This is a genomic window from Streptomyces sp. NPDC015125, from assembly GCF_043080045.1.
In the GTDB taxonomy this organism is placed as follows: domain Bacteria; phylum Actinomycetota; class Actinomycetes; order Streptomycetales; family Streptomycetaceae; genus Streptomyces.
In genome coordinates this window covers 34021-56555 of sequence record NZ_JBIBVF010000016.1, presented here as the reverse complement: position 1 = coordinate 56555, position 22535 = coordinate 34021, and the positions used below count along the sequence as shown (strand labels likewise).

Genomic DNA, 22535 nt, shown 5'->3' with positions numbered 1-22535 from the left:
GTCGTTCCTCACCGTTCGTTGTGGTCGCTGGTGCCGCGTGCGGCGTCTTCGAGTTCGCGCAGGACGTGTTCCTCCACCAGGTCCGCCAGCGCGGCGACCGTGCGGGCGGTCAGCACGTCCCGGGGGGTGAGCTCCACGCCGAAGGTCTCGTTGACCCGGGAGGCGATGAGCAGGCTGCGCAGCGAGTCGCCGCCGAGGGCGAAGAAGTCGTCCTCGGCGCCCACGGACGTCTCCAGGGCCTGGGACCAGACGTCCGCGAGGAACTCTTCGGTGGGGGTGCGCGGCGCGACATGTGCGGTGGGCTCGGGCAGGTCAGGGCCGGGTGCGGGCAGGGCCGCGCGGTCGGTCTTGCCGTTCTCGGTGAGCGGGAAGCGCTCCAGGACGACGAAGGCCGAGGGGACCATGTGGCCGGGCAGCGTCCGGGCGGCGAACGTACGCAGTTCCGCGCCGGACGGGATCTCGGCGTCGGGTGCGGCGAGCAGGTGGGCCACCAGGCGCGGCGTGCCGGGCTCGTCCTCCCGTACGGCCACCACGGCGTCCCGGACGGCCGGATGGCCCGCCAAGGTGGCCTCGACCTCTCCTGCCTCGATCCGGTGGCCGTGCAGTTTCAGCTGGTGGTCGGTGCGGCCGAGGTAGTGGAGCTCGCCGCGGGCGTCGCGGCGGACCAGGTCGCCGGTGCGGTACATCCGCTCGCCCGGTGCGCCGTACGGGTCGGCGAGGAACCGCGTGGCGGTCAGGCCGGGGCGGTGGAGGTAGCCGCGGGCCAGCGAGGGCCCGCTGATCCACAGTTCGCCCGGGACCCCGTCGGCGACCGGCCGCAGCCGCTCGTCCAGCACATAGCTGCGGCTGCCCGGCCGGGGGCGTCCGATGGGCGGCGCGGCACCGTCGGGGACGAGCGGTCCCGACCAGGTGGCGACGACCGTGGTCTCGGTGGGCCCATAGGAGTTGATCATCCGGTGGTGCGGGGCCCAGCGGCCGACCAGGTCGGCGCCGCAGGCGTCCGCGCCGACGATGAGGGTGCGCAGGTCCGGCAGCGTTCCCGCGAGGGCCGGCGGCACCGTGGCGAGCGCGGCGGGCGGCAGCAGGGTGTGGGTGATGCGTTCACCGCGCAGCACCTCGGCCAACTGCTCGCCGAGCAGCGGTCCGGGCGGCGGCACCACGAGACGGGCACCGGCCGGCAGGGCCATGCACAGCTCCAGTACCGAGGCGTCGAAGCTGGGGGTGGCGAAGGCCAGCACCCGGTCGCCCGGCCGTACGTGGTAGTGATCGGCCTCGGCGGCGGCGAAGGCGGCCAGGCCGCGGTGGGTGACGACCACGCCCTTGGGGGTGCCGGTGGAGCCGGAGGTGTAGATCACATAGGCCGGGTCGTCGAGGTCGAGCGGGCGCACGCGGTCCCGGTCGGTGGGCCGGGGGGCGGGTGCGGCATCGTCCCCGGCGGCCAGGAGGTCGTGGACCTCGGCGGCCTCCAGGGTGACGGCCGGGGCCGCGTCCCGCAGCATCAGCGCGATCCGCTCGGCCGGGTATCCGGGATCCACCGGCAGATAGGCGGCGCCCGTTTTGGCGGTCGCGAGCTGGGCGACGACCATATCGGCCGATCTCGGCAGGACCAGGGCGACGAGGTCGCCGGGGCCGGTCCCCCCGGTCAGGAGATGGTGCGCGAGGCGGTTGGCCCGCGCCTCGAGCTGCGCGAAGGAGAGCCGAAGGTCCGGTGCGCTCACCGCGGGGGCGTCCGGCCACCGGTCGACCGCCGCCTCGACGAGTCCGGCCAGGGTGGCCGCCGGGACCGTGTCACCGACCGTCGGGGCACCGCGCCCGGTCAGCCGCTCGCGCTCCTCCGGCGGCAGGATGTCGATCCCGTCCACGGTCGTCGCGCCGCCGGGTTCCGCCAGGGCGCCCAGGGTGTGGGCCAGTTGGGCGGCCAGGGACCGGGCGGTGGACTCCTCGAAGTACCGCGGGTCGTAGCCGAGTTCGACGCTCAGCCGGGTGTCGGGCGAGATCACCACGGTGAGCGGGTAGTTGGTGGCCTCCAAGGCGTGCAGATCACGAACGCTCAGGCCGTGTGCGGTGGCCGCGGTGTCGTTGATCGGGTAGTTCTCGAAGACCACCAGGCTCTCGAACAGCGGCGTCCCGGCGGGCAGTTCGCTCCAGTTGCGCAGGTCGGACAGCCGGACGTGCTCAAAGCCGCGGGCGTCGGCCTGTGCGGACTGCAGAGAGCGCAGCCAGTCGGCCGGGGCCGCGCCGCCGTCCACGTCGCAGCGCACCGGCAGGGTGTTGATGAACAGGCCGGTGATGGCGTCGGCACCGGGGAGGTCGGCGGGCCGGCCGGAGACCGTCGTGCCGAAGCACACCTCGCGCTCTGAGCTCCAGCGCGCCAGCAGCAGGCCCCAGACCCCCTGGACGACGGTGTTGAGGGTGAGGTGGTGGCGCCGGGCGAAGTCCTGGAGCGCCGCGCTCTCCCGTTCACCGAGCCGCTCGGAGAGCCAGGTGCCGGCGCGGGTGGCGGCACCTGGCGCCGGGCGCCGGTCGTAGGGCAGCGGGGTGGGGGCGGTCAGGCCCGCCAGCGCACCGCGCCAGTGCTGTTCGGCCGGGGCCGTGTCGTGGGCGGCGAGCCAGGCGGCGTAGTCCGCGAACGGCCTGCGCTCGGGCAGGTGCGGGGCGGTCCCCCCGGCGAGCGCCGCGTGGCAGGAGAAGACGTCCGAGAGGACCTGGAAGACGCTCCACCCGTCGAGCAGCACATGGTGGAAGGTCCACACGACCCGTACCTCGGCCGGGGAGAGCCGGATGAGGGTGAGCCGCAGCAGCGGCGCCCGGTCGAGGGCGAGCCCGCGGTCCCGGTCCTCGGCCAGCAGGGACGCCAGCTCGGTGTCGCGCCGGCCGGGCGTCAGGGTGCTCCAGTCGAGCTCGGTGACGGGCAGGGCGACGGAGCGGTGGACGGTCTGCAGGGGTACCGGCACCTCGTGCAGGACCACCGCGCTGCGCAGCACGGGGGTGCGGTCCACGACCTGCTGCCAGGCGGCGGCCAGCAGCCGGGAGTCGGTGACGCCGTCCAGGACGAAGGTGGCCTGTTCGATGTAGAGCCCCTGGTCGGGTTCGTCGAGCCCGTGGAAGACCATGCCGGTCTGGGTGGGGGTCAGCGGGTAGACGTCCGTGACGTCCCGGCCGTCGCCGACGAGCCGGTCCACGGTTTCCTGGTCGAGGCGGACCAGCGGGAAGTCGGCGGGGGTGCGCCCCCCGGCGTCCGGTTCCGCGCAGTGCCGCACGATCTCCCGCAGCTCGACGGCCATCTCCTCGGCCAGTGCGGCCACGGTGGACCGCAGGTGCAGGTTCGTCGAGTACGACCAGGTGAATTCCAGCCGCTTGTCCGCCACCATGCCGACGACATCGATCAGATGCGGCCGGTCGGCCGTCCGGTCCATGTCGCCTTCCAGCGCGCCGTACGGTGCGTGCAGCAGGCCGTCGCCGCCGGACGCGCTCCAGTCCTGCTGGCCGAGGTAGTTGAAGGCGATCTGCGGGTCGGCCGGCAGCCCCGGGGCCGCGGGGGTGCGCAGATGGCGCAGCGCGCCGTGTCCCAGGCCGTGCCGGGGCAGCGCCCGCAGGCCCTCCTTGGCGGACTTCAGCGCCGTGGCGATGTCCGCGTGCGGCGGAAGGTCCAGCGCGACCGGGAACATGGTGGTGAACCAGCCGACGGTGCGGGAGAGGTCGACGTCGTCGAAGATCTCCTCGCGGCCGTGGCCCTCCAGCCCGATCCGTACCCGGTCGTGCCCGGTCCAGCGGGCCAGCACCCGGCCCAGGGCGCACAGCAGGACGTCGTTGACCCGGGTCCGGTAGACATCCGGCACCTCCTGGAGCAGCCGGCGGGTCTCCTCGGCCTCCAGGCGGACGGTCACGGTGTCCTCGGAGTCCGCGGAGTTGCGGCCCGGGTGGTCGGTGGGCAGGTCCGTCAGGCCGTCCGCACCGCTCCAGTGGGCGAGTTCGTCGTCGAAGCCGCCGCCCGCGGCGTGGTCGTGCAGCCGCTGCGCCCAGGCCCGGAACGAGGTGGTCTTGGGGCCGAGCGCGGCCCGGTCCCCCGCGCGCACCCGGCGGTAGGCGGTGTCGAGGTCCTCCAGGATGATGCGCCAGGACACCGCGTCGACGACCAGGTGGTGGGCCGCCAGCACCAGGACCGGGCGGTCCTGGTCGCCCAGGTGGCACAGCGCGGTCTTCAGCAGCGGTCCGTTGGCGAGGTCGAAGCCCGCGCACAGCTCCGCCGTCAGTGCGCGCAGCTCCGCGGCGCGGTCCTGCGGCTCCAGGCGGGCGAGGTCGTGGACCTCCAGGGCGGGGGCCGCACCGGGCGCCGCGGTGTACTGGCGCCGGTGGCCGCCGCCGGTGGTCTCGTACACCGTGCGCAGAGCGTCGTGGTGCTCCAGCACCGCGGCCAGGGCGGCCCGCAGCGCGCCCTCGTCGACCTCGGCGGCCAGTTGGAAGGAGAGCGACTGGGTGAAGTGCCCGGGGCTGTCCGGGACACTGTCGAACAGCCAGTGCTGGACGGGGGTGAGCGGTACCTCGCCCACCACCGGGCCCTGTTCGGCGGTGGACGCCGTGGCCGGCAGTTCCGCCGCGGCCGCGGCCAGGGCGGCGACGGTCTGGTGGACGAACAGGTGGCGCGGGGTCAGTGCGAGGCCGGCGCGGCGGGCCGCGGAGACGATCTGGATGCTGAGGATCGAGTCCCCGCCGAGCGCGAAGTAGTTGTCCTCGGCGCCCACCCGGTCCACGCCCAGCACCGCGGCCCAGATCTCGGCGAGCGCCTGCTCGGTGTCCGTGCGCGGCGGGACGTAACCGGCCGCCGGGGCGGCCCAGTCGGGCGCCGGCAGGGCACGCCGGTCGAGCTTGCCGGTGGCGCCCAGCGGCAGCCGCTCCAGGGGGACGACGACCGCGGGGACCAGGTGGTCGGGCAGGCTCCGGGCGAGGAAGGCACGCACCGCGGCGGGATCGGCGCCCGCCGCGCCCCTGGTGACCACATAGCCCACCAGGCGCTTGTGGCCGTCGGTCTCCACGACCCGCGCTGCGGCCTCGGCCACCTCGGGGTGCCGGGCCAGCGCGGCCTCGACCTCGCCCAGTTCGATGCGGAAGCCGCGCACCTTGACCTGGTCGTCACCGCGGCCGAGGTACTCCAACTGCCCGTCGGCGTCCCAGCGCACGAGGTCGCCGGTGCGGTACATCCGCTCGCCCGCGGGTCCGAACGGATCGGCCAGGAAGCGCCCGGCGGTCAGTCCGGGCCGCGCGAAGTAGCCGCGCGCCACGCCGGTCCCTGCGAGGTAGAGCTCGCCGGGTACGCCGACGGGGACCGGCCGCAGGTGCGGATCGAGGACATAGGCCCGGGCGCCGGCGACCGGGCTGCCGATCGGCGGCGTGCGGTCGGGATCGGCGGGGTCGCAGTACCAGGCGGTGGCGTAGACGGTGGCCTCGGTGGGGCCGTAGATGTTCGCGACCCGGCAGCCGGGGACGGCGGCGCGGACCTCCCGTACGGTACGGGCCGCGAGCCCCTCACCGGCCAGCACCACGGTGTCGGCCGTGACGTGCACGGTGTCCTCGGCGAGCAGTTGGCCGAGGGCGGAGGGGACGGCGCTGAGCAGGCTCGCGGTCCAGGGTGCCGAGCGTTCGGCGAGGGCCAGCAGGTCGCTCACGATCTCGACGCAGCCGCCGGACAGCAGCGGGCTGAAGATCTCGAAGACCGACACATCGAAGTTGAGCGAGGTGGACGCCACGACGTGGGACAGACCCCGGCCGCCGAATTCGCCGGCCGCCCAGTCGGCCAGTGCGACGACCGACCCGTGGGTGGCCACCACGCCCTTGGGCAGGCCGGTGGAGCCCGAGGTGTGGATGACGTAGGCGGGGTGGGCGGGCAGCAGCGCACCGCTCCGCTCGCCGTCGCCGAGGTCGGCGGCGGACTGTCCGGCGAGCCGGTCCGCCGTACCGGGGTCGTCCAGCGCGATCCGGGTGGCGGGCCCCTCGGGCAGCCGGCCGGCCAGTGCGGCGGTGGTGAGCACGATGTCCGGTCCGATGTCGTCGAACAGGAAGGAGACGCGCTCGGCCGGGTACTTGGGGTCGACGGGCAGATAGCCGGCGCCGCTCTTGAGCACGGCCAGCAGGGCCACGATCAGGTCGGCCGTGCGCGGCAGGGCGAGGGCGACGAACCGCTCCGGTCCCGCGCCCGAGGCGATCAGCAGCCGGGCCAGCCGGTTGGCGCGTTCGTTCAGCTCCCGGTAGGTGAGCCGGTCGTCGCCGGCCAGCACGGCGGTGGCGTGCGGGGTACGGTCCGCCTGCGCCTCGAACACCTGGGGCAGCACGCGCTGCGGCTGTGCGACGGCCGTTCCGCCGAACTCCCGCAGGATGCGGCCGCGTTCGTCCTCGGCGAGCAGCGGCAGGTCGCCCAGGCGGCGGTCCGGGTCGGCCGCCATCTCCGTCAGCAGGACCCGCAGGCAGGTGCCCAGCCGCTCGACCGTCGCCGCGTCAAAGGCGGCCGGGTCGTAGTCCAGCGCCACGGTGAGGCGCTCACCGGGGGCAACGATCACGCTGAGCGGGTAGTTGGTCGGCTCCAGATCGCGTTCCTGCTGGATGCCCAGGCCGTGGCGGGCGAGGGCGTCGCTGTCGAAGGGGTAGTTCTCGAAGACCACGATGCTGTCGAACAGGCCGGTCCCGCGCGGGACTTCACTCCAGGTCTGGAGCTCGGCCAGGGAGACGAAGTCGTAGCGCCGCGACTCCGACTGGGCCGTCTGCAGGTCGCGCAGCCAGTCCAGCAGCCCGCGGTGCCCGTCAACCCGGACCCGGGTGGGGAGGGTGTTGATGAACAGGCCGACCATGGACTCGACACCGGGCAGCGCGGCGGGCCGCCCGGAGACGGTGGTGCCGAAGACCACGTCGTCGCTGTTGCCGTAGCGGGACAGCAGCAGGCCCCAGGCGCCCTGCAGCACGGTGTTCATGGTGAGGCCGGCGTGCTGGGCCGTCTCCCGCAGACGGGCGGAGTCCGCCTCGTCCAGCGTGACGTGGACCGAGCCCGACGACGAGGCGCGGTGGGCCTCCAAGGGCTTGCGGTCGCGGGGGAGTTCGGTCGGCGAGGTGAATCCGGCCAGTGCGGTACGCCAGTGCCGCTCGGCCTGTGTGCCGTCCTGCTCCGCCAGCCAGCGCAGGTAGCTGCCGAAGGGCCGGCGGGCGGGGACCTCGGGGCGGCGGCCCGCGGTGAGCGCCGCGTACCGTTCGCAGATCTCGTCGAAGACCTGGGCCGCGCTCCAGCCGTCGAGCAGGATGTGGTGGAACGTCCACACCAGCCGGACCCGGTCGTCGGACAGCTTGATCAGGGCCAGCCGCATCAACGGGGCGGCGGCGAGGTCGAGACCGGCCGCCCGGTCCTCGGCGAGCAGGGTGGTCAGCGCGCGCTCGCAGGCCTCGGGGGTCCACCCGGACCAGTCGTGGTGGGTGACGGGCACGGTGGCCCGCGCCTGGACGACCTGCAGCGGTTCGGCGGTCTCTTCCCACACCAGGCGGGTGCGCAGCATCGGGTTGGCATCGGCCGTCTGCTGCCAGGCCGTGGCGAGCGCGGCCGGTTGGGAGACACCGGAGAGCACCAGCTGGACCTGGTTGAAGTAGGTGTGGGAGTCGGGGTCCATCAGGCTGTGGAACAGCATGCCCGCCTGCATCGGGGTCAGCGGGTAGATGTCCTCCACCGCGCGGCCGTCCGCCGCGACCCGGTCCACGGCCGCCTGGTCGAGGCGGGCGAGCGGGTAGTCGGAGGGGGTGCGGCCGCCGGCGTCCGGACCCGCGCAGTGGGCGACGATGTCCTCCAGCGCCGCGAGCATGCCGGTGGCCAGCGTGGTCACCGTCTCCTCGTGGTGCACCCGGCTGCTGTAGTACCAGGTGAGTTCGAGGCACCGCTCCTCGACCCGGCCCACCACGTCCAGCAGGTGCGGCCGGACGGTCCCGGGCGCGGCGGCGCCGTCCAGCCCGCCGCGTACCGCGCGGATCAGCTCGCCGTCGCCGGTCCAGTCGAACTGACCCAGGTAGTTGAAGCTGATGAGGGGCTGGGGCGTGCCGGTGACTTCGGCGGCTCCGGCGAGGTACCGCAGCGCTCCGTGGCCGAGGCCCCGGCCGGGCACCGCGCGCAGTTGTTCCTTGACGGACTTGAGCGCCGCGGCCCAGTCACCGGCCGGGACGTCCAGGGCGACGGGGAACAGGGAGGTGAACCAGCCGACCGTACGGGACAGATCGACACCCTCGAAGAGGTGGTCCTCGCGGCCGTGTCCCTCCAGGCCGACGGCGACGGTGCGCTGTCCGGTCCAGTCGGCCAGCACCCGGCCGAGCGCGGTGAGCAGCACATCGTTGATCTGTGTGCGGTAGACGCCGGGCACCTTCTGCAGCAGGTCGCCGGTCCGCCGGCGGTCCAGGCGGACGGTGACCGAGCGCAGGTCGGCGATCGTGTTGGTCCCGTCGGCGTCAACGGGCAGGGGGGCCGCGCAGTGCTGGGCCACCGCGCTCCAGTGCGCACGTTCGCCGTCGAAGCCACCGGCCTCGGTGCGGTCGTGCAGCCGGCGGGCCCACTCCTGTACCGAGGTGGTCCGGGCGGGCGGGCTCAGCGGCTCACCGGCGCGGGCCTGCCGGTAGGCGCTCTCCAGGTCCTCCAGCAGCACCCGCCAGGAGACCCCGTCGACCACCAGGTGGTGCACGGTCAGGAACAGCCGCGGCGGCAGGTTCCGGGCGCCGGTGAACAGGTGGGCGGCGAGCAGCGGGCCCGCGTCCAGCCGGAAGCCGGCGTGCGCCTCGGCCATTGCGGCCTCGACCGCGGCGGCGCACTCCTCCTCGTCCTGTCCGGACAGGTCGTGCACCTGCAGCAACTGCGGTGCGGTGGCGTCCGGGGCGGGGCAGTGCTGGTGCCAGGTGCCGTCCGCCTGCTGTTCGAAGCGGGTCCGCAGGGCGTCGTGGTGGGCCCACAGGGCGTGCAGCGCCTCGTGCAGGGCCCGCGGGTCGGGCTCCTCGGCGAGTTCGATGACGAGGGACTGGTTGAAGTACCCGGGATGCTCCGGCCGGGCGTCGAGGAACCAGTGCTGGATCGGGGTGAGGGCGACGTCCCCGGTCACCGGGCCGGTGCCGCTGAGGGGTGCGGCGGCGCCGGTGGCGGCGGCCAGGGCGGCGACGGTGGGGTGACGGAACAGGTCCCGCGGGGTCAAGGTCAGGCCCGCCCGGCGGGCGCGTGAGACGACCTGGATGCTGAGGATCGAATCGCCGCCCAGCATGAAGAAGTTGTCCTCCACGCCCACCCGGTCGACGCCCAGCAGGGTGCACCAGATCTCCGCGAGGATCCGCTCGGCCTCGGTGCGCGGCGCGAGGTGCTCGCCGGCGGTGGCGGCCGACCAGTCGGGGGCGGGCAGCCTGCGCCGGTCCACCTTTCCGTTGCCCGTCAGGGGCAGCGCGTCCAGGGTCACGAACGCGGCGGGGACCATGTAGTCGGGCAGCTCGGCGGCGAGGTGGGCGCGCAGCTCCTGCGCCTGCGGCACCGTCGCCTCCGGGGCGGGGACGAGGTAGGCGACCAGGCGCTTGCGGCCGCCGTCCGCGGGGGCGGTCACCACCGCTTCGGCGACCGCGGCATGGCGGGTGAGCACGGCCTCGATCTCGGCCGGTTCGACCCGGAAGCCCCGGATCTTGATCTGGTCGTCGGCGCGCCCCACGAAGTGGAGTTCACCGTCGGCGCTCCAGCGCACGATGTCGCCGGTGCGGTACATCCGGGTCCCGGCCGGGCCGAACGGGTCGGCCAGGTAGCGTTCGGCGGTCGCACCGGGGCGGCCGCCGTAGCCACGGGCGAGCCCGGCGCCGGCGAGGTACAGCTCTCCCGGGATGCCCGGCGGCTGGGGCTGCAGCGCATCGTCCAGGACGTAGACGCGGGTATTGTCCAGCGGGCGTCCGATGGGCAGGGCGGCGGGCAGCGGGTCGCCGGAGCGGAAGGCCCGCCGGGTCGCGAAGGTGGTCGTCTCGGTGGGGCCGTAGCCGTCGACCACGGTCAGGTCCGGGCAGGCATCCAGGACGCGGCGTACCGCGGCGCCCGGCACGGCCTCGCCGCCGGTCCACACCTCCCGGGCGCCCCGCAGGCACCCGGGGTCCTCCTGGGCCAGCAGGCGGAACAGCCCGGCGGTCAGCCACAGGCAGGTGACGCCCTGCTCGGTTATCGCCCGGCGCACCGTGGTGGCGTCCACGTCGGCCGGCGGGGCGAGGACGGCCCGGCCGCCGCGCAGCAGGGGCACCCACAGTTCGTAGGTGGCCGCGTCGAAGGCCTGCGGGGAGTGCAGCAGGACCCGGTCGTGTCCGTCGAAGGCGCGGTCGAAGGCGAGCGCCACGACGTCCCGGTGGCGCACCGCGACCCCCTTGGGGCGGCCGGTGGATCCGGAGGTGAACATCAGGTAGAGCGCGTTGTCGGGGTGGAGGGCGGGCAGCGGCGTGCCCTGCGGCGCGACGGCGTCGGCCGGTGTGGCTTCGTCCGTCACCAGTAGGGTGCGCCCGCCGGGTGCCGCCTCGCGGGCGGCCTCCTCCCAGGGGGCGTCGGTGAGCACCAGCTCCGCCGTGGTCTCCGCCAGCACCTGCCGCAGCCGTTCCCGTGGTGCGCGGCCGTCCAGCGGGACGTACACCCCGCCTGCCTTGACGAGGGCCAGCTGGGCGATGACCAGGGCGGCCGACCGGTCCATGAGAACCCCGACCGGGGACTCCGGACGCACGCCGAGCCCGGCCAGCCGGCGGGCCAACGCATCCGTACGGGCGTCGAGTTCCCGGTAGGTCAGCCGGGTGTCCCCGGCGTCCAGAGCCGTGGCGTCGGGGGTGCGCCGGGCCTGGGCGGCGAACAGTTCGGCGACCGTGCCCTCGGGCAGCGGGGTGGCGGTGTCGTTCCACTCCTCGACCACCTGGCGGCGGCGTGCCGCGCCGAGCACCGGCAGCCGCGCGGGCGGGCGACGGTCATCCGCGGCCAGGCCCTCCAGCAGCACGGTGAGGTACTCGCCCATCCGCTCCACGGTGGCCGCATCGAACAGTTCCGGGTCGTAGCCGAGCCGCAGGGCCAGCTCCGGGCCCGGGTAGGCGACCAGACTCAGCGGGTAGTTGGTGGTCTCGATGCCGTCGAGACCGGTCAGCCGCAGTCCGTGCGCGGCGGCGAGGTCGCCGCCGACCGGGTAGTTCTCGAACACCACGATGCTGTCGAAGAGCTGGACCCGCTCGGGCAGGTCGCAAAACGCCTTCATCCGGGCGAGCGGCACGAAGTCGAAGCCCCGGTCCTCGGTCTGGATCTCCTGCACCCGGCGCAGCCAGGCCGTCAGGGTGCCGTCGGCGGGGACCGTCAGCCGGGTCGGTACGGTCGCGATGAACAGGCCGTTCATGGCCTCGACGCCCGGCAGCTCCGGCGGCCGTCCGGACACGGTGGTGCCGAAGACGACCTCCCGGCGCCCCGTCTGACGGGCCAGCAGCAGCGCCCAGGCGCCCTGTACCAGCGTGTTCATGGTCAGGCCCGCGTCCTTGGCCAGGCCGTCCAGCCGGCGGGTGGTGGCGGTGGGCAACGAGATCCGCACCGCCTCGGTGGACTCCGCGCGGTGGGTCTCGATGGGCTCGCGGTCATAGGGCAGTGCGGTGGGCTCGCGCCACCCGTCGAGCCGGGTCCGCCAGTGCCGTTCGGCCTCCGCCCAGTCGCGGTCGCGCAGCCAGGCCACATAGTCGCGGAACGGCCGGCGGCCGGACAGGCCCGCCTCCACGGGCGCGGCGCCGTCCGCTGCCGCTGTGCCGCGCAGCGCGGCGTGGCACCGGAAGACATCGGAGAGCACCTGGAACAGGCTCCAGCCGTCGAGCACCAGGTGGTGGAAGGACCACACCACCTGTACCTCGGTGTCGGAGACCCTGGCCAGGACCAGGCGCAGCAGCGGGGCGGAGTCGAGGTCGATCCCGCGCAGCCGGTCGCGGTCGAGCAGTTCCCGCAGTGCGGCCCGGCGCTCGTCGTCCGGCAGGGCACGCCAGTCCAGTTGGGTGACCGGCACGGTGGCGCCACGCTCCACCACCAGCAGCGGTTCGGGCACGTCCTGCCAGACGACGCGTCCGCGCAGCACCGGGGTGCGGTCCGTGACCTGTTGCCAGGCCGCGGCGAGGGCCTGCGGGTCGGGCACGCCGTCCAGGACGAAGGTGAGCTGCTGGAAGTAGACGCTCTGGTCGTCCTGGGAGAGCCGGTGGAAGAGCATGCCGGCCTGGGTGGGGGTGAGCGGGTGGATGTCCTCGACGGTGCTGCCGTCGCCCACCAGCCGGTCCACGGTGGGCTGGTCGAGCGCGGCCAGCGGGAAGTCGGACGGGGTGCGGCCGCCGGCTCCGGGCCGGGCGGCGTGCCGGGCGATGTCCCCCAGCGCTCGGGCGAAGTGACCGGCAAGCCGGGTGACGGTCTCCTCGTGGTGCAGGTTCGCCGAGTAGAACCAGGTGAACTCCAGGGCGTCGCCGTCCAGTCGGCCGACGACCTCCAGCGCGTGCGGGCGCGGCGCGGCGGGGTCGGCGTCCAGCGCCAGTTCGCGGTACGGGCCGCGGTAGAGGCTGCCGTCACCGCCCGGCGTGCCGAACTGGCCGAGGTAGTTGAAGCTGATGTCCGCGGTCGGCGTGCCGGGCAGGCCCTCCGGGCGGATCAGGTGCCGCTGGACGCCGTAGCCGAGACCGCGGCGGGGCACGGCGCGCAGCTGCTCCTTGACCGACTTCAGCACGGTGCCCCAGTCGGCGTCCCGCGTCACGGTGAGGGCGACCGGGTAGCGGGTGGTGAACCAGCCGACGGTACGGCTCAGGTCCACGTCGGCGAAGAGTTCCTCCCGGCCGTGGCCCTCCAGGTCCACCGGGACCCGGTCGCGGCCGGTCCATTCGTGCAGCACCCGGCCCAGCGCGCTCAGCAGTACATCGTTGACCTGGGTACGGAAGGCCCCGGGCAGGGTGTGCAGCAAGGCGGAGGTGTCCGCCGGGGTGAGACGCACGGTCACCGAGCGGGCCGAGGCATAGGTGTTGGCGCCGGCGAGGTCCGCGGGCAGCGCCGGGTCACCGGTGCGGGCAAGTTCCGTCCAGTAGGCCGTCTCGTCCCGGAAGCCGCCTGCTTCGGCGTGCCCGGTCAGCCGATTCGCCCAGTGGCGCAGCGGCGAGGACTTCGGCGGCAGCGCGGCGCCCGCTCCCCCGCGCCGGGTGCGGTAGGCCCGGTCCAGGTCCTCCAGCAGAAGGCGCCAGGAGACGCCGTCGACCACCAGGTGGTGGACGGCCAGGTGCAGGACGGGGGGCAGACCGGTGCCCCGGTCGTGCAGCACGGCGCGCAGCAGGGGGCCGCGGCGCAGGTCGAACGGCCCGTGGTGCGGTGCGTCGTCGTCGGGGCCGGTGTGGCGGTGCAGCGCGAAGGCGGGGGCGTCACGGTCGATGTGCTGGCGCCACCGGCCGTCGCCGTCCCGCACGAAGCGCGAGCGCAGGGCGTCGTGGTGGGCGACCACGTCGTGCAGGGCGGCTTCCAGCGCCGTGGTGTCCAGGCCGTCGGCCAGCTCGACGGACATCGTCTGGCCGAAGTGTCCGGCCCGCTCGGGGTCGCTCTCGAACAGCCAGTGCTGGATGGGTGTCAGCGGCGCCGGGCCGGTGGCCTCCGCCTCGGGGGCCGGGCCCGGGGCCGGCTGCCCGGCGGCGTCCACGCACTGCGCGAGGGCGGCGACCGTCTGGTGCCGGTACACGTCGCGCGAGGTGACGGCCAGGCCCGCCTGCCGCGCCTGGGCGACGACCTGGATGCTGAGGATCGAATCGCCGCCCAGCGAGAAGAAGTTGTCGTCGACGCCGACGCGCTCGACCCGCAGGACGTCGGCCCACACGGTGGCGAGCGCCCGTTCGGTGGCGGTGCGCGGCGCGGCGTAGTCCGCCGTACCGGCAGTGGTCCAGTCCGGGTCGGGCAGCCGGCCGCGGTCCAGCTTGCCGTTGGGGTTGAGCGGCATCGCGTCCAGGACGACGACCGTGGCGGGCACCATGTAGTCGGGCACGCTGCGGCCGAGCAGGCGGCGGATCGCGCTCGGGACGAGCTCCGCCCCGGGCGCCGGGACGACATAGCCGATCAGCCGCTTGTGGCCGCCGCTCTCCCGGGTGGCGGCGGCCGCCTGGGCCACCCCCGCGCAGCGCAGCAGCGCCTCCTCGACCTCGCCCAGCTCGATACGGAAGCCCCGCACCTTGACCTGCTGGTCGGCCCGGCCCAGGTACGCCAGCTCACCGTCGGTGGTCCACCGCACCAGGTCGCCGGTGCGGTACATCCGGCTGCCGGGGGCGGCGAAGGGGTCGGCGAGGAACCGGGTGGCGGTCAGGCCGGGACGCCCGAGGTACCCGCGGGCCAGGCCCCCTCCCCCGAGGTACAACTCACCTGTCACGCCCGGCGGTTGTGGGCGCAGCATGCTGTCCAGGACGTAGCAGCGGGTCCGGGCGACGGGCCGGCCGATGGGCGGGGCCTGCTCGGGCGTGTCGTCGTCGGCGAACCATGCCGTGGCGTACACCGTGGCCTCGGTCGGGCCGTAGATGTTGGCGACCCGGGAGGACGGCATCGTCTCCCGGATCTCCCGTACGGTCTGCGCGGGCAGCGCCTCGCCCGCCAGGACCACCGTGTCGGCCGTGACGGTGCCGGTGTCCCGGGCGAGCAGCCGGGAGATCACCGACGGTACCCCGCTGAGGAGACCCGCCTGCCGCGACGCGGTGCCCGGCCGGTCGGCGAGGGCCGGGAGGTCGGCCACCACTTCGATGCTGCCGCCGGACAGCAGGGGGCAGAGGAGTTCGAAGACGGAGACGTCGAAGTTGAGCGAGGTGGAGGCCACCACATGCGTCAGCCGCTCCGGCCCGAACTGTGCTCCCGCCCAGGCCGCCAGGTCCGCCACACTGCGGTGGGTGACCACGACACCCTTGGGACGGCCCGTCGAGCCGGACGTGTAGATGACGTACGCGGGGTGGCCGGGATCCAGCGGCCGGACCCGTTCGGCATCGGTGAGGTCGTCCTCCGTGTGCCCGGCCCACTCGGCCGCGGTCTCCGGGTCGTCCAGTATCAGCCGCTCGGCGCCCTCGGGCAGAGCACCGGCCGTGTCCCGGGTGGTCAGGACGAGGGCCGGCGCGGCGTCGGTGAGCATGAAGCGGATGCGTTCGGCCGGATAGCCGGGGTCCACCGGCAGGTAGCCGGCGCCCGCCTTGAGCACCGCCCACAGGACGACGACCAGGTCGGCAGAGCGCGGCAGGGCCAGCGCCACCAGGGTCTCGGGTCCGGCCCCACGGCGGACCAGCAGCCGGGCGAGGCGGTTGGCGCGCCGGTTCACCTCGTCGTAGGTGAGCTGGGTGTCCCCGCAGACGACGGCGGTCCGGCCGGGAGTGCGGAGGGTCTGCGCCTCCAGGAGCTCGGGAAGGGTGGTGTCGGGGCCGTCCTGCTGCGGGGCGTTCCAGGCGTCGAGCATGGTGCGCCGCTCGTCGTCGGTCAGCAGCGGCAGTTCGGCGACGGTCCGCTGCGGGCCGTCCGCCATCCCCGCCAGCAAGAGGTGCAGCTGACGGCACATCCGGGCGACGGTGCGGGCATCGAACAGATCGGTGTTGTACTCGACGGTCAGCCCGAAGGAGCCGTCGCTGCGTGGCAGGAACTCCAGCACCAGGTCGAACCGTGCGGCCGGGCGCGGCAGCGGATGCTCCTCGATCCGTATGCCGCCGGCTTCCTGCGGGTGCACCATGGCGGTCTGCTGGACGACCAGGACCTGCACCAGCGGGGTGCGGCTGGGGTCCCGCTGCGGGGCCAGCTCCTCCACGACCCGGTCGAACGGGACGCTGTCGTGGCTGAAGGCGTCCAGCAGCGTCGCCCGCAGGGTGTCCAGGAAGTGGTCGACGGTGGCGGCGGGGTCGACATCGCTGCGCAGCACCAGGGTGTTGACGAAAAAGCCGGTCACCTCCTCCAGTTCCCGGTGGGTGCGTCCGTTGGTGACGGTGCCGAACACGATGTCGCGCTGGCCGGTGTAGCGGGAGAACAGCACCGAGGCCGCCCCGGCGAACAGGGTGAAGACCGTCGTGCCCTTGGACCGGGCGAGCGTGCCGAGGCGTTCGGCCAGGTCGGCCGGCAGGTCGTGGCGGTGTGCCGCGCCGGACGTGGTGCGCACCGGCGGCCGGGGCCGGTCCGTGGGCAGGTCCAGCTGCGGTAGACCGGTGAGGTGCCGCTTCCAGTACGCGAGGTCGTCGGCGTGCCGGTCCGGGGTGGGGTTCGTGCGCTCCCACACGGCGAAGTCGGGGTACTGGAGGCTTGGTTCTGCCAGGCCGTCCGGGCTGCCGTCCGCCTCGGCGGCGTAGAGCGCGGCCAGTTCACGGACCAGCACGCCGACCGACCAGCCGTCGGTGACGATGTGGTGCTGGGCCAGGAGCAGCAGCTGCTCGTCCTCGGCGAGCCGGACCAGCAGGGCCCGGGTGAGGGGGCCCTCGCGCAGGTCGTAGGGGGTCTCCAGCTCCTCGACGAGCAGCCGCTCGGCCTCCGCGTCCCGGCCGTCGGCCGGGAGGGCGCCGAGATCGACGGTCCGCAACGGCAGGCAGGCGGCGGTGTCGACGCGTTGCACACCACGCCCGTCCACCGTGGTGAAGGTGGTGCGCAGGGAGTCGTGGCGCGCGGCGAGCCGGTCCAGGGCGCGGCGCAGCGCAGCGGCGTCCAGCGGACCGCCCAGGCGTACCCCGACGCCGGTGTTGTACTCGGTGTCGCCGGCCGTCAGGTCGTCGAGGAACCACAGCCGTTGCTGCGCACCGGACAGCGGCAGCGGACGGTCGCGCGGGACCGGGGTGACCGGTGCCGTCGGGCCCGTGGTGGCCGGGTCGCCGAGGAGCGGCACCAGCGCGGCGATCGTCCGGGCGGTGAACAGGTCGCGCACGGACAGCCGGTCGCCGAGTTCCGCCCGGATCCGGGACAGCACCCGCACGGCGAGGACGGAGTCGCCGCCGAGTTCGAAGAAGTCGTCCCCGGTGCCGATGGTGCGCACCGACAGCACGTCCGACCAGATGCCGGCCAGGGTCCGCTCGGCGGGTGTCCGGGGGGCGATGTGCCCCCGTTCCGGGGCGCGGGCCGGTTCGGGTGCGGGGAGCGCCCGCCGGTCGATCTTGTGGTGTGCGGTCAGCGGGAACACGTCGAGGACGACGACGGCGGAGGGCACCATATGGGCCGGCAGGCTGCGGGAGACCACGGCCCGCAACTCCGCGGGCTGCGGCGCCCGGACGGGGTCGGCCGGGGTGACGTAGGCGACGAGCCGCTGCCGCCCGGGCTCGTCCTCGCGCACGATGACCACCGCTTCACCGACGCGGGGGTGCCGGGTCAACACGGCCTCGATTTCCCCGGGTTCGATGCGGAAGCCGCGCACCTTGACCTGCCGGTCGGCCCGCCCGAGGAATTCCAGTTCGCCGTCGGCGTTCCAGCGCGCCAGGTCCCCGGTGCGGTAGAGCCGGGTTCCGGGCGGGCCGTACGGGTCGGCGACGAAGCGCGTGGCGGTCAGCCCCGGGCGGCCGAGGTAGCCGCGGGCCACCCCGGCACCGCCCACGTACAGCTCTCCGCCGGTTCCGGCCGGCACCGGCCGCATCGCCGCGTCCAGCACATGGGCCCGGGTGTGCGGCAGCGGTCTGCCGATCGACGGTGTGCCGCCGCCCACGGCCAGCGGCCCGGTCCAGGACGCGACCACGGTGGCCTCGGTGGGACCGTAGGAGTTGATCAGCCGGCGCCCCGCCGCCCAGCGGTCGGCCAGCTCGGCCGGGCAGGCTTCGGCTCCCACAATCAGGGTCCGCAGGTCGGGCAGGGCGTCCGCGTCCGACGGGGCGGGCACGGTCGCGAGCGCGGCCGGCGGGATGAGCGCATGGGTGATGCGGTGGTCCGCCAGGACGGCTGCGAGTTCCTCGCCCAGCCACGGCCCGTCGGGCGGCACGACGAGGGTCGCGCCCGACAGCAAGGAGAGGCACAGCTCCAGGACGGAGGCGTCGAAGCTCGGGGACGAGAACTGCAGAACGCGGGCGCCCGGCGCGACGTCGTACTGCACGGCGGCCGCCGCGGTGAAGGGGCCCAGGCCCGCGTGGGGCACCGTCACCCCCTTGGGGGTGCCGGTGGATCCCGAGGTGTAGATGACGTAGGCGGGGTGCTCGGCGCACAGCGGCGCGAGCCGGTCGCCGTCCTGCGGCGCGCGGTCCGGCCCCGTGGGGGGACGGGTCTGCGCCAGGTCGTCGATGACCGCTGCCGGTTGGGCGTCGGACAGCATCAGGGCGCGGCGTTCGGCGGGGTACCCCGGGTCGACCGGCAGGAAGGCACCGCCTGCTTTGGCCACGGCGAGTTCCGCGATGACGAGTTCGACCGAGCGCGGCAGCACCACCGCCACCGTCCGCTCCGGCCCCACCCCGCGTCCGATGAGGTCGTGGGCGAGGCGGTTGGCCAGTCGGTCGAGCTCGCGGTAGGACCAGGTCCGCCGGCCGTCCGTCACCGCGGGTGCGTCCGGGGTGCGGGCCACCCAGGCGGCGAACAGGTCCCCGAGCGGCATCCCGGGCCCCGGGCGGGCCGGGCCCGACTCGGAGACCGGAGGAACCGTCCGGTCCTGCGGCGATGCGGACTCCGGGGCTGAACTCTCGTGCTGGTCCGTCATGGAGGTCGGTCCTTCTCAGCGGGGACGGGGCGGTGCAGCAGGACATCGGGCGGCCCGGAAGAGCGGTCCCGGGCGGGGCGCCGGAGCGTTCGGACGGAGCCGGGTGCGAGAGAGCGGGGAGTCGCACCGGGTTGGTCCGCGGCAGGCCCGATTCAGGCGGTGACGGTACGGCGTGCCGTGCGGCCGGAGATCTGGACGCGGTCGATGGCGCCGCTGTCCGGATCCCGTACGAAGCGGCCGCCGGGATGGCGGCGGCCGGACGCCGGATCCACCAGGTCACAGGTCAGATCCGCGTAACAGAGCAGGGGCGCCGGGGTGTCGCCGTTCACGGTCAGCGTCAGGGAGCCTTCGGCGTCCGCGGCGATCCGGTACTCGACGGTTCCGTTGTGATAGGTCCCGGCGCACTGGGGAAGTGCGACGGCGCTGCCGCGCTCCAGCGGGCGCGCGGCCGAGGGGACCTGCACCCCGGTGATCCGGTCGAGGTCCTCGGCCAGTTCCTGCCACAGAGCGGTGCCGTTGTTGGCGTTGCTGGTGAAGGCGACCACCGTGCCGCTGTCCGGTTCGGCCCGCAGATGGCAGGAGGTGCCCTGGGCGTTGCCGTCGTGGCCGCACCACTGCTGGGTGCCCTGCTGGAAGAGCGCGAGGCCCAGGCCCCATCCGTCCGCCAGGACGCCCGGGGCGGCGCCCGGTACGGGGCGGCGCATCTCCTCCGCGGCCTCGGGCGTCAGAACCGTACGGGGGCCGTGTCCGATCAGGGCCCGGCCCAGGGCCACCAGGTCGAGCGCGCTCGCCAGCAGGGCACCGGCCGGGGCCTCCACCGGCGCCAGGTTCTGCTGCACCGCAAGCACGCGGCCCGAGGTCGTGTTCACGGAGTGGCCGCGGGCCACCGGACGCGTCGGCACGCTGTCGCCGAGGAAGGCGGGAACGGTGCCCAGGGGCTCCAGGAGCAGCGCCCGCACGGCATCCTGCCAGGGCATGCCGGTCACCGCTTCGATCAGCCGGCCGGCGGCGACATACCCGGCGTTGGAGTAGGAGAAGCCGCTGCCGGGCGCGCACACCGTGTCCCGGCCGGAACAGTGCGCGGACAGGTAGCGGGCGGGGGTCAGCGCCGCCGCGTCGTCCGAGTCGGGCCCGGTCGGGAGTCCCCCGGTGTGGCTGAGCAGCTGCCGCACGGTGAGGTGCGGCGCCCGCCGCAGCTCCGGCACATGCGTGCCGACGAGATCGGTCAGCGCGAGGTCACCGTCGTCGGCCAGGAGCTGGACGACCGCGGCCGTGTAGGGCTTGGTGACGGATCCCAGCGGGACCGCCGTGTCCGCGGTGAACAGCTCGCCGGTGGTGACGTCCGCCGCGCCCGTCTGGACGGTGTATGTCACCGAGTCGACCTGCACGGCGAGTTGGGCCCCCGGCACCTGATGGGTGCGCGCGAGCGTGTCCAGACGCTCTTGTAAGAGGCGTCGTATGTGGGTCGGCTGCCGGCTCGCGACCGGAGCACTCGAAGCATGCGGCATGAGAAAGGAACTCCCGGAACTCGAACTCACGGGGGAATGGCGCGCCTGCCTGCCGTGACGGCAACCCGCTCACGGCGCGGACGGACCAGCCCCTGGGCCTGATCGCCGAGGGCACTCGGCAACCGATCTCCTCGCGTGCACCCGGCCCTTGGTGCCGGGCACGCTCTTCTCTGCGAACGGCGCTATGCCCTCCGCACCTCCACCGGCAGACGACGCGCACTGACGATGACGGCCGGGTTCTGGAACTCGACCTCACGGCGGCTGGGGATGGCGAGGCAGGAGAAGCGGTCCAGCAGTTGTCGCAGCGCGATGCGTGCCTCCAGCCTGGCCAGGGGTGCGCCGAAGCAGAAGTGAATGCCGTGGCCGAAGGTCAGGTGCGGGTTGGGGTTGCGCATCACGTGGAAGGTGCCGGGATCGGTGAACCGTGCCGGGTCGCGGTTGGCGGCGGCCAGGTTGGCCATCAGGATGGCGTCGGCGGGAAGGGTCCTGCCGCCGAGCTCGACCTCACGGGTGGTACGGCGCCCCAGTTCGGGGAAGGGCGGCAGCCAGCGCAGCACCTCCTCGATGGCGTCCGGCAGCCGGCCGGGTTCGGCGCGCACCTGCGCGGCGGCCTCGGGGTACTCGTCGAAGCTGAGCACGGCGTTGCCCAGCAGGGCGGTGGTGGTGATGTGCCCGGCGACCAGCAGCAGGGCCACGAAGCCGACGATCTCCTGGTCCGCCAGGCGCACGCCGTCCACCTCGGCCTGCAGCAGCCTGCTGGTCAGCCCCTCACCGGGGTTCTTCCGGTGGTGGCGGATGTGGTCGAGGAGGTAGCCGTTCATCTCGCGCACGGTGGGTGCGATGGAGTCCAGTGCGCGCTCGATATCGCTCATGTCCAGCGATTCGCCGATCTCGTCCCCGCCGAAGAGCGTGGCCGCCCACTCCTGGAACAGCCCGCGGTCACCGGCCGGCACACCGAGCAGCTCGGCTATCACGAGGATGGGCAGCGGGTAGGCGAGCTCGTCCACCACGTCGAACCGGTCGCGGTCCCCGACGGCATCGAGCAGTTCCGCCGTGATGGCGTGGATCCTCGGTTCGAGTCCGGCGACGACCCGCGGGGTGAACGCCTGGCTGACGAGGGTGCGCAGCTTGCGGTGCTCCGGCGGGTCCATGCCGACGAAGTTGCCCTGGCGGAACGTTTCGAAGTCCGGCTGGGTGGGGGTCAGCCCGGAGAAGTCCGAGGAGTACGTCGCCGGGTCGGCGAGCACCGCGGCCACGCTCCGGTGGTCCAGCACCTGCCAGACGTTCTGCCCCTCGTCATGGCGCACGGGACCGGCCTCGCCCAAGCTGCTCCACCGGCCGACCAGATCGTCGAAGACGAAAGGTGCCTCTTTCAGTTCGTTGCTGGTCACCGGTTCTCCCTGAAGTGCGGGTCCGGGAGGGTTCGTTCCTCGCCGGCGGTTATGCGCTGGACTGTCGGCGGCCATACCCCTCGAAATGACGGAGCGCCGTAGGACGCAACAGGCTTACTATCACAGCCCTTTCATGCTCTCGATTGCCTTCGGATTAATTTTGTACTTCCTGTGCAAGAATTGACGATGCCAGTCTCGGCGCATGGCCTTCAGCACGTTGCCGCGATATCCCAAAAGGGCATCCGAGATCCCCCGACAACATGAATGCCCAGAGAGATGCGCGAACATGAACAACGGTTGAAGGCAGGCCGATATGATCACCCAACGGGCCCCGCAACGCATTGTCTGCGCAGACCACTGAATCCGGTTACGTGCTCGGCGCGGGCGCGGCAGCACCGACCCTCACGTGCCGGGTGACCTGCTTCGACAGCGCCTGCACACCACTGCGGGTGCGCTCAACGGCGACAGCAGCAGAAAAGCAGCCTCGGCGGTCGGCCGGCACGCCCCCGCGTACAGACCGACGGCAACTCCCGGACAGAGCCGGACCTGCCATTCCGCATACCGAGCCCCCTCCCACCCCTTGGCGCAGGCAATCGAGAACTTGGCGTCGGGTCCGCCTGCCGGCTCGATGCCTCAGACCGCGAATCCCCTGCCCGACCTTTCCTCATCGCCCGAACACACGGCAGCGAAGCCGCCGTTGACCATCTCGCTACCACACATCCCCCACTGAAAACCCCCACACACGACACGCGCCAGGCATCCCCGCACACGTAAAGGTGGGCGATCCGCACACGAGCCAACGGCGCCCGAAAAGAGAACGAGAGAAACGCAAAACACTACCCGCAGGTACAGTTTGATGTTGTCAACGCTCCGCGCCCCCGGGCGCTTTCACGCCAGTCCAGCTTGACCGACAGTCTTCACTCCCAGTCATACAATAGCAACCCCCTGCGGTTTGACTGAGCGTGATTTCTCTACCCATTCAGTTCGGC

General features: G+C 73.5%; 3 protein-coding genes. All 3 read right to left on the bottom strand.

Features of this window, described 5'->3' with window-relative positions; genetic code table 11:
* Positions 1-8 precede the first annotated feature (8 nt).
* Positions 9-18647, bottom strand: a complete 18639-nt coding sequence (locus tag ACF088_RS27930; RefSeq protein ID WP_392378609.1) for a non-ribosomal peptide synthase/polyketide synthase — start codon at positions 18645-18647, stop codon at positions 9-11.
* 152 nt (positions 18648-18799) lie between these two features.
* A complete protein-coding gene (locus ACF088_RS27925) occupies positions 18800-20155 on the bottom strand; it encodes a serine hydrolase domain-containing protein (protein ID WP_392378608.1) in 1356 nt (451 codons plus the stop codon).
* Positions 20156-20337: 182 nt separating this feature from the next.
* On the bottom strand, positions 20338-21546 hold the full coding sequence (locus ACF088_RS27920) for a cytochrome P450 (RefSeq protein ID WP_392378607.1): 1209 nt from the start codon (positions 21544-21546) through the stop codon (positions 20338-20340).
* Positions 21547-22535 lie beyond the last annotated feature (989 nt).

Coding starts and splice junctions, on each gene's coding strand:
- ACF088_RS27930 (WP_392378609.1), bottom strand. CDS start 18,647: ATGACGGACCAGCACGAGAGTTCAGCCCCGGAGTCCGCATCGCCGCAG.
- ACF088_RS27925 (WP_392378608.1), bottom strand. CDS start 20,155: ATGCCGCATGCTTCGAGTGCTCCGGTCGCGAGCCGGCAGCCGACCCAC.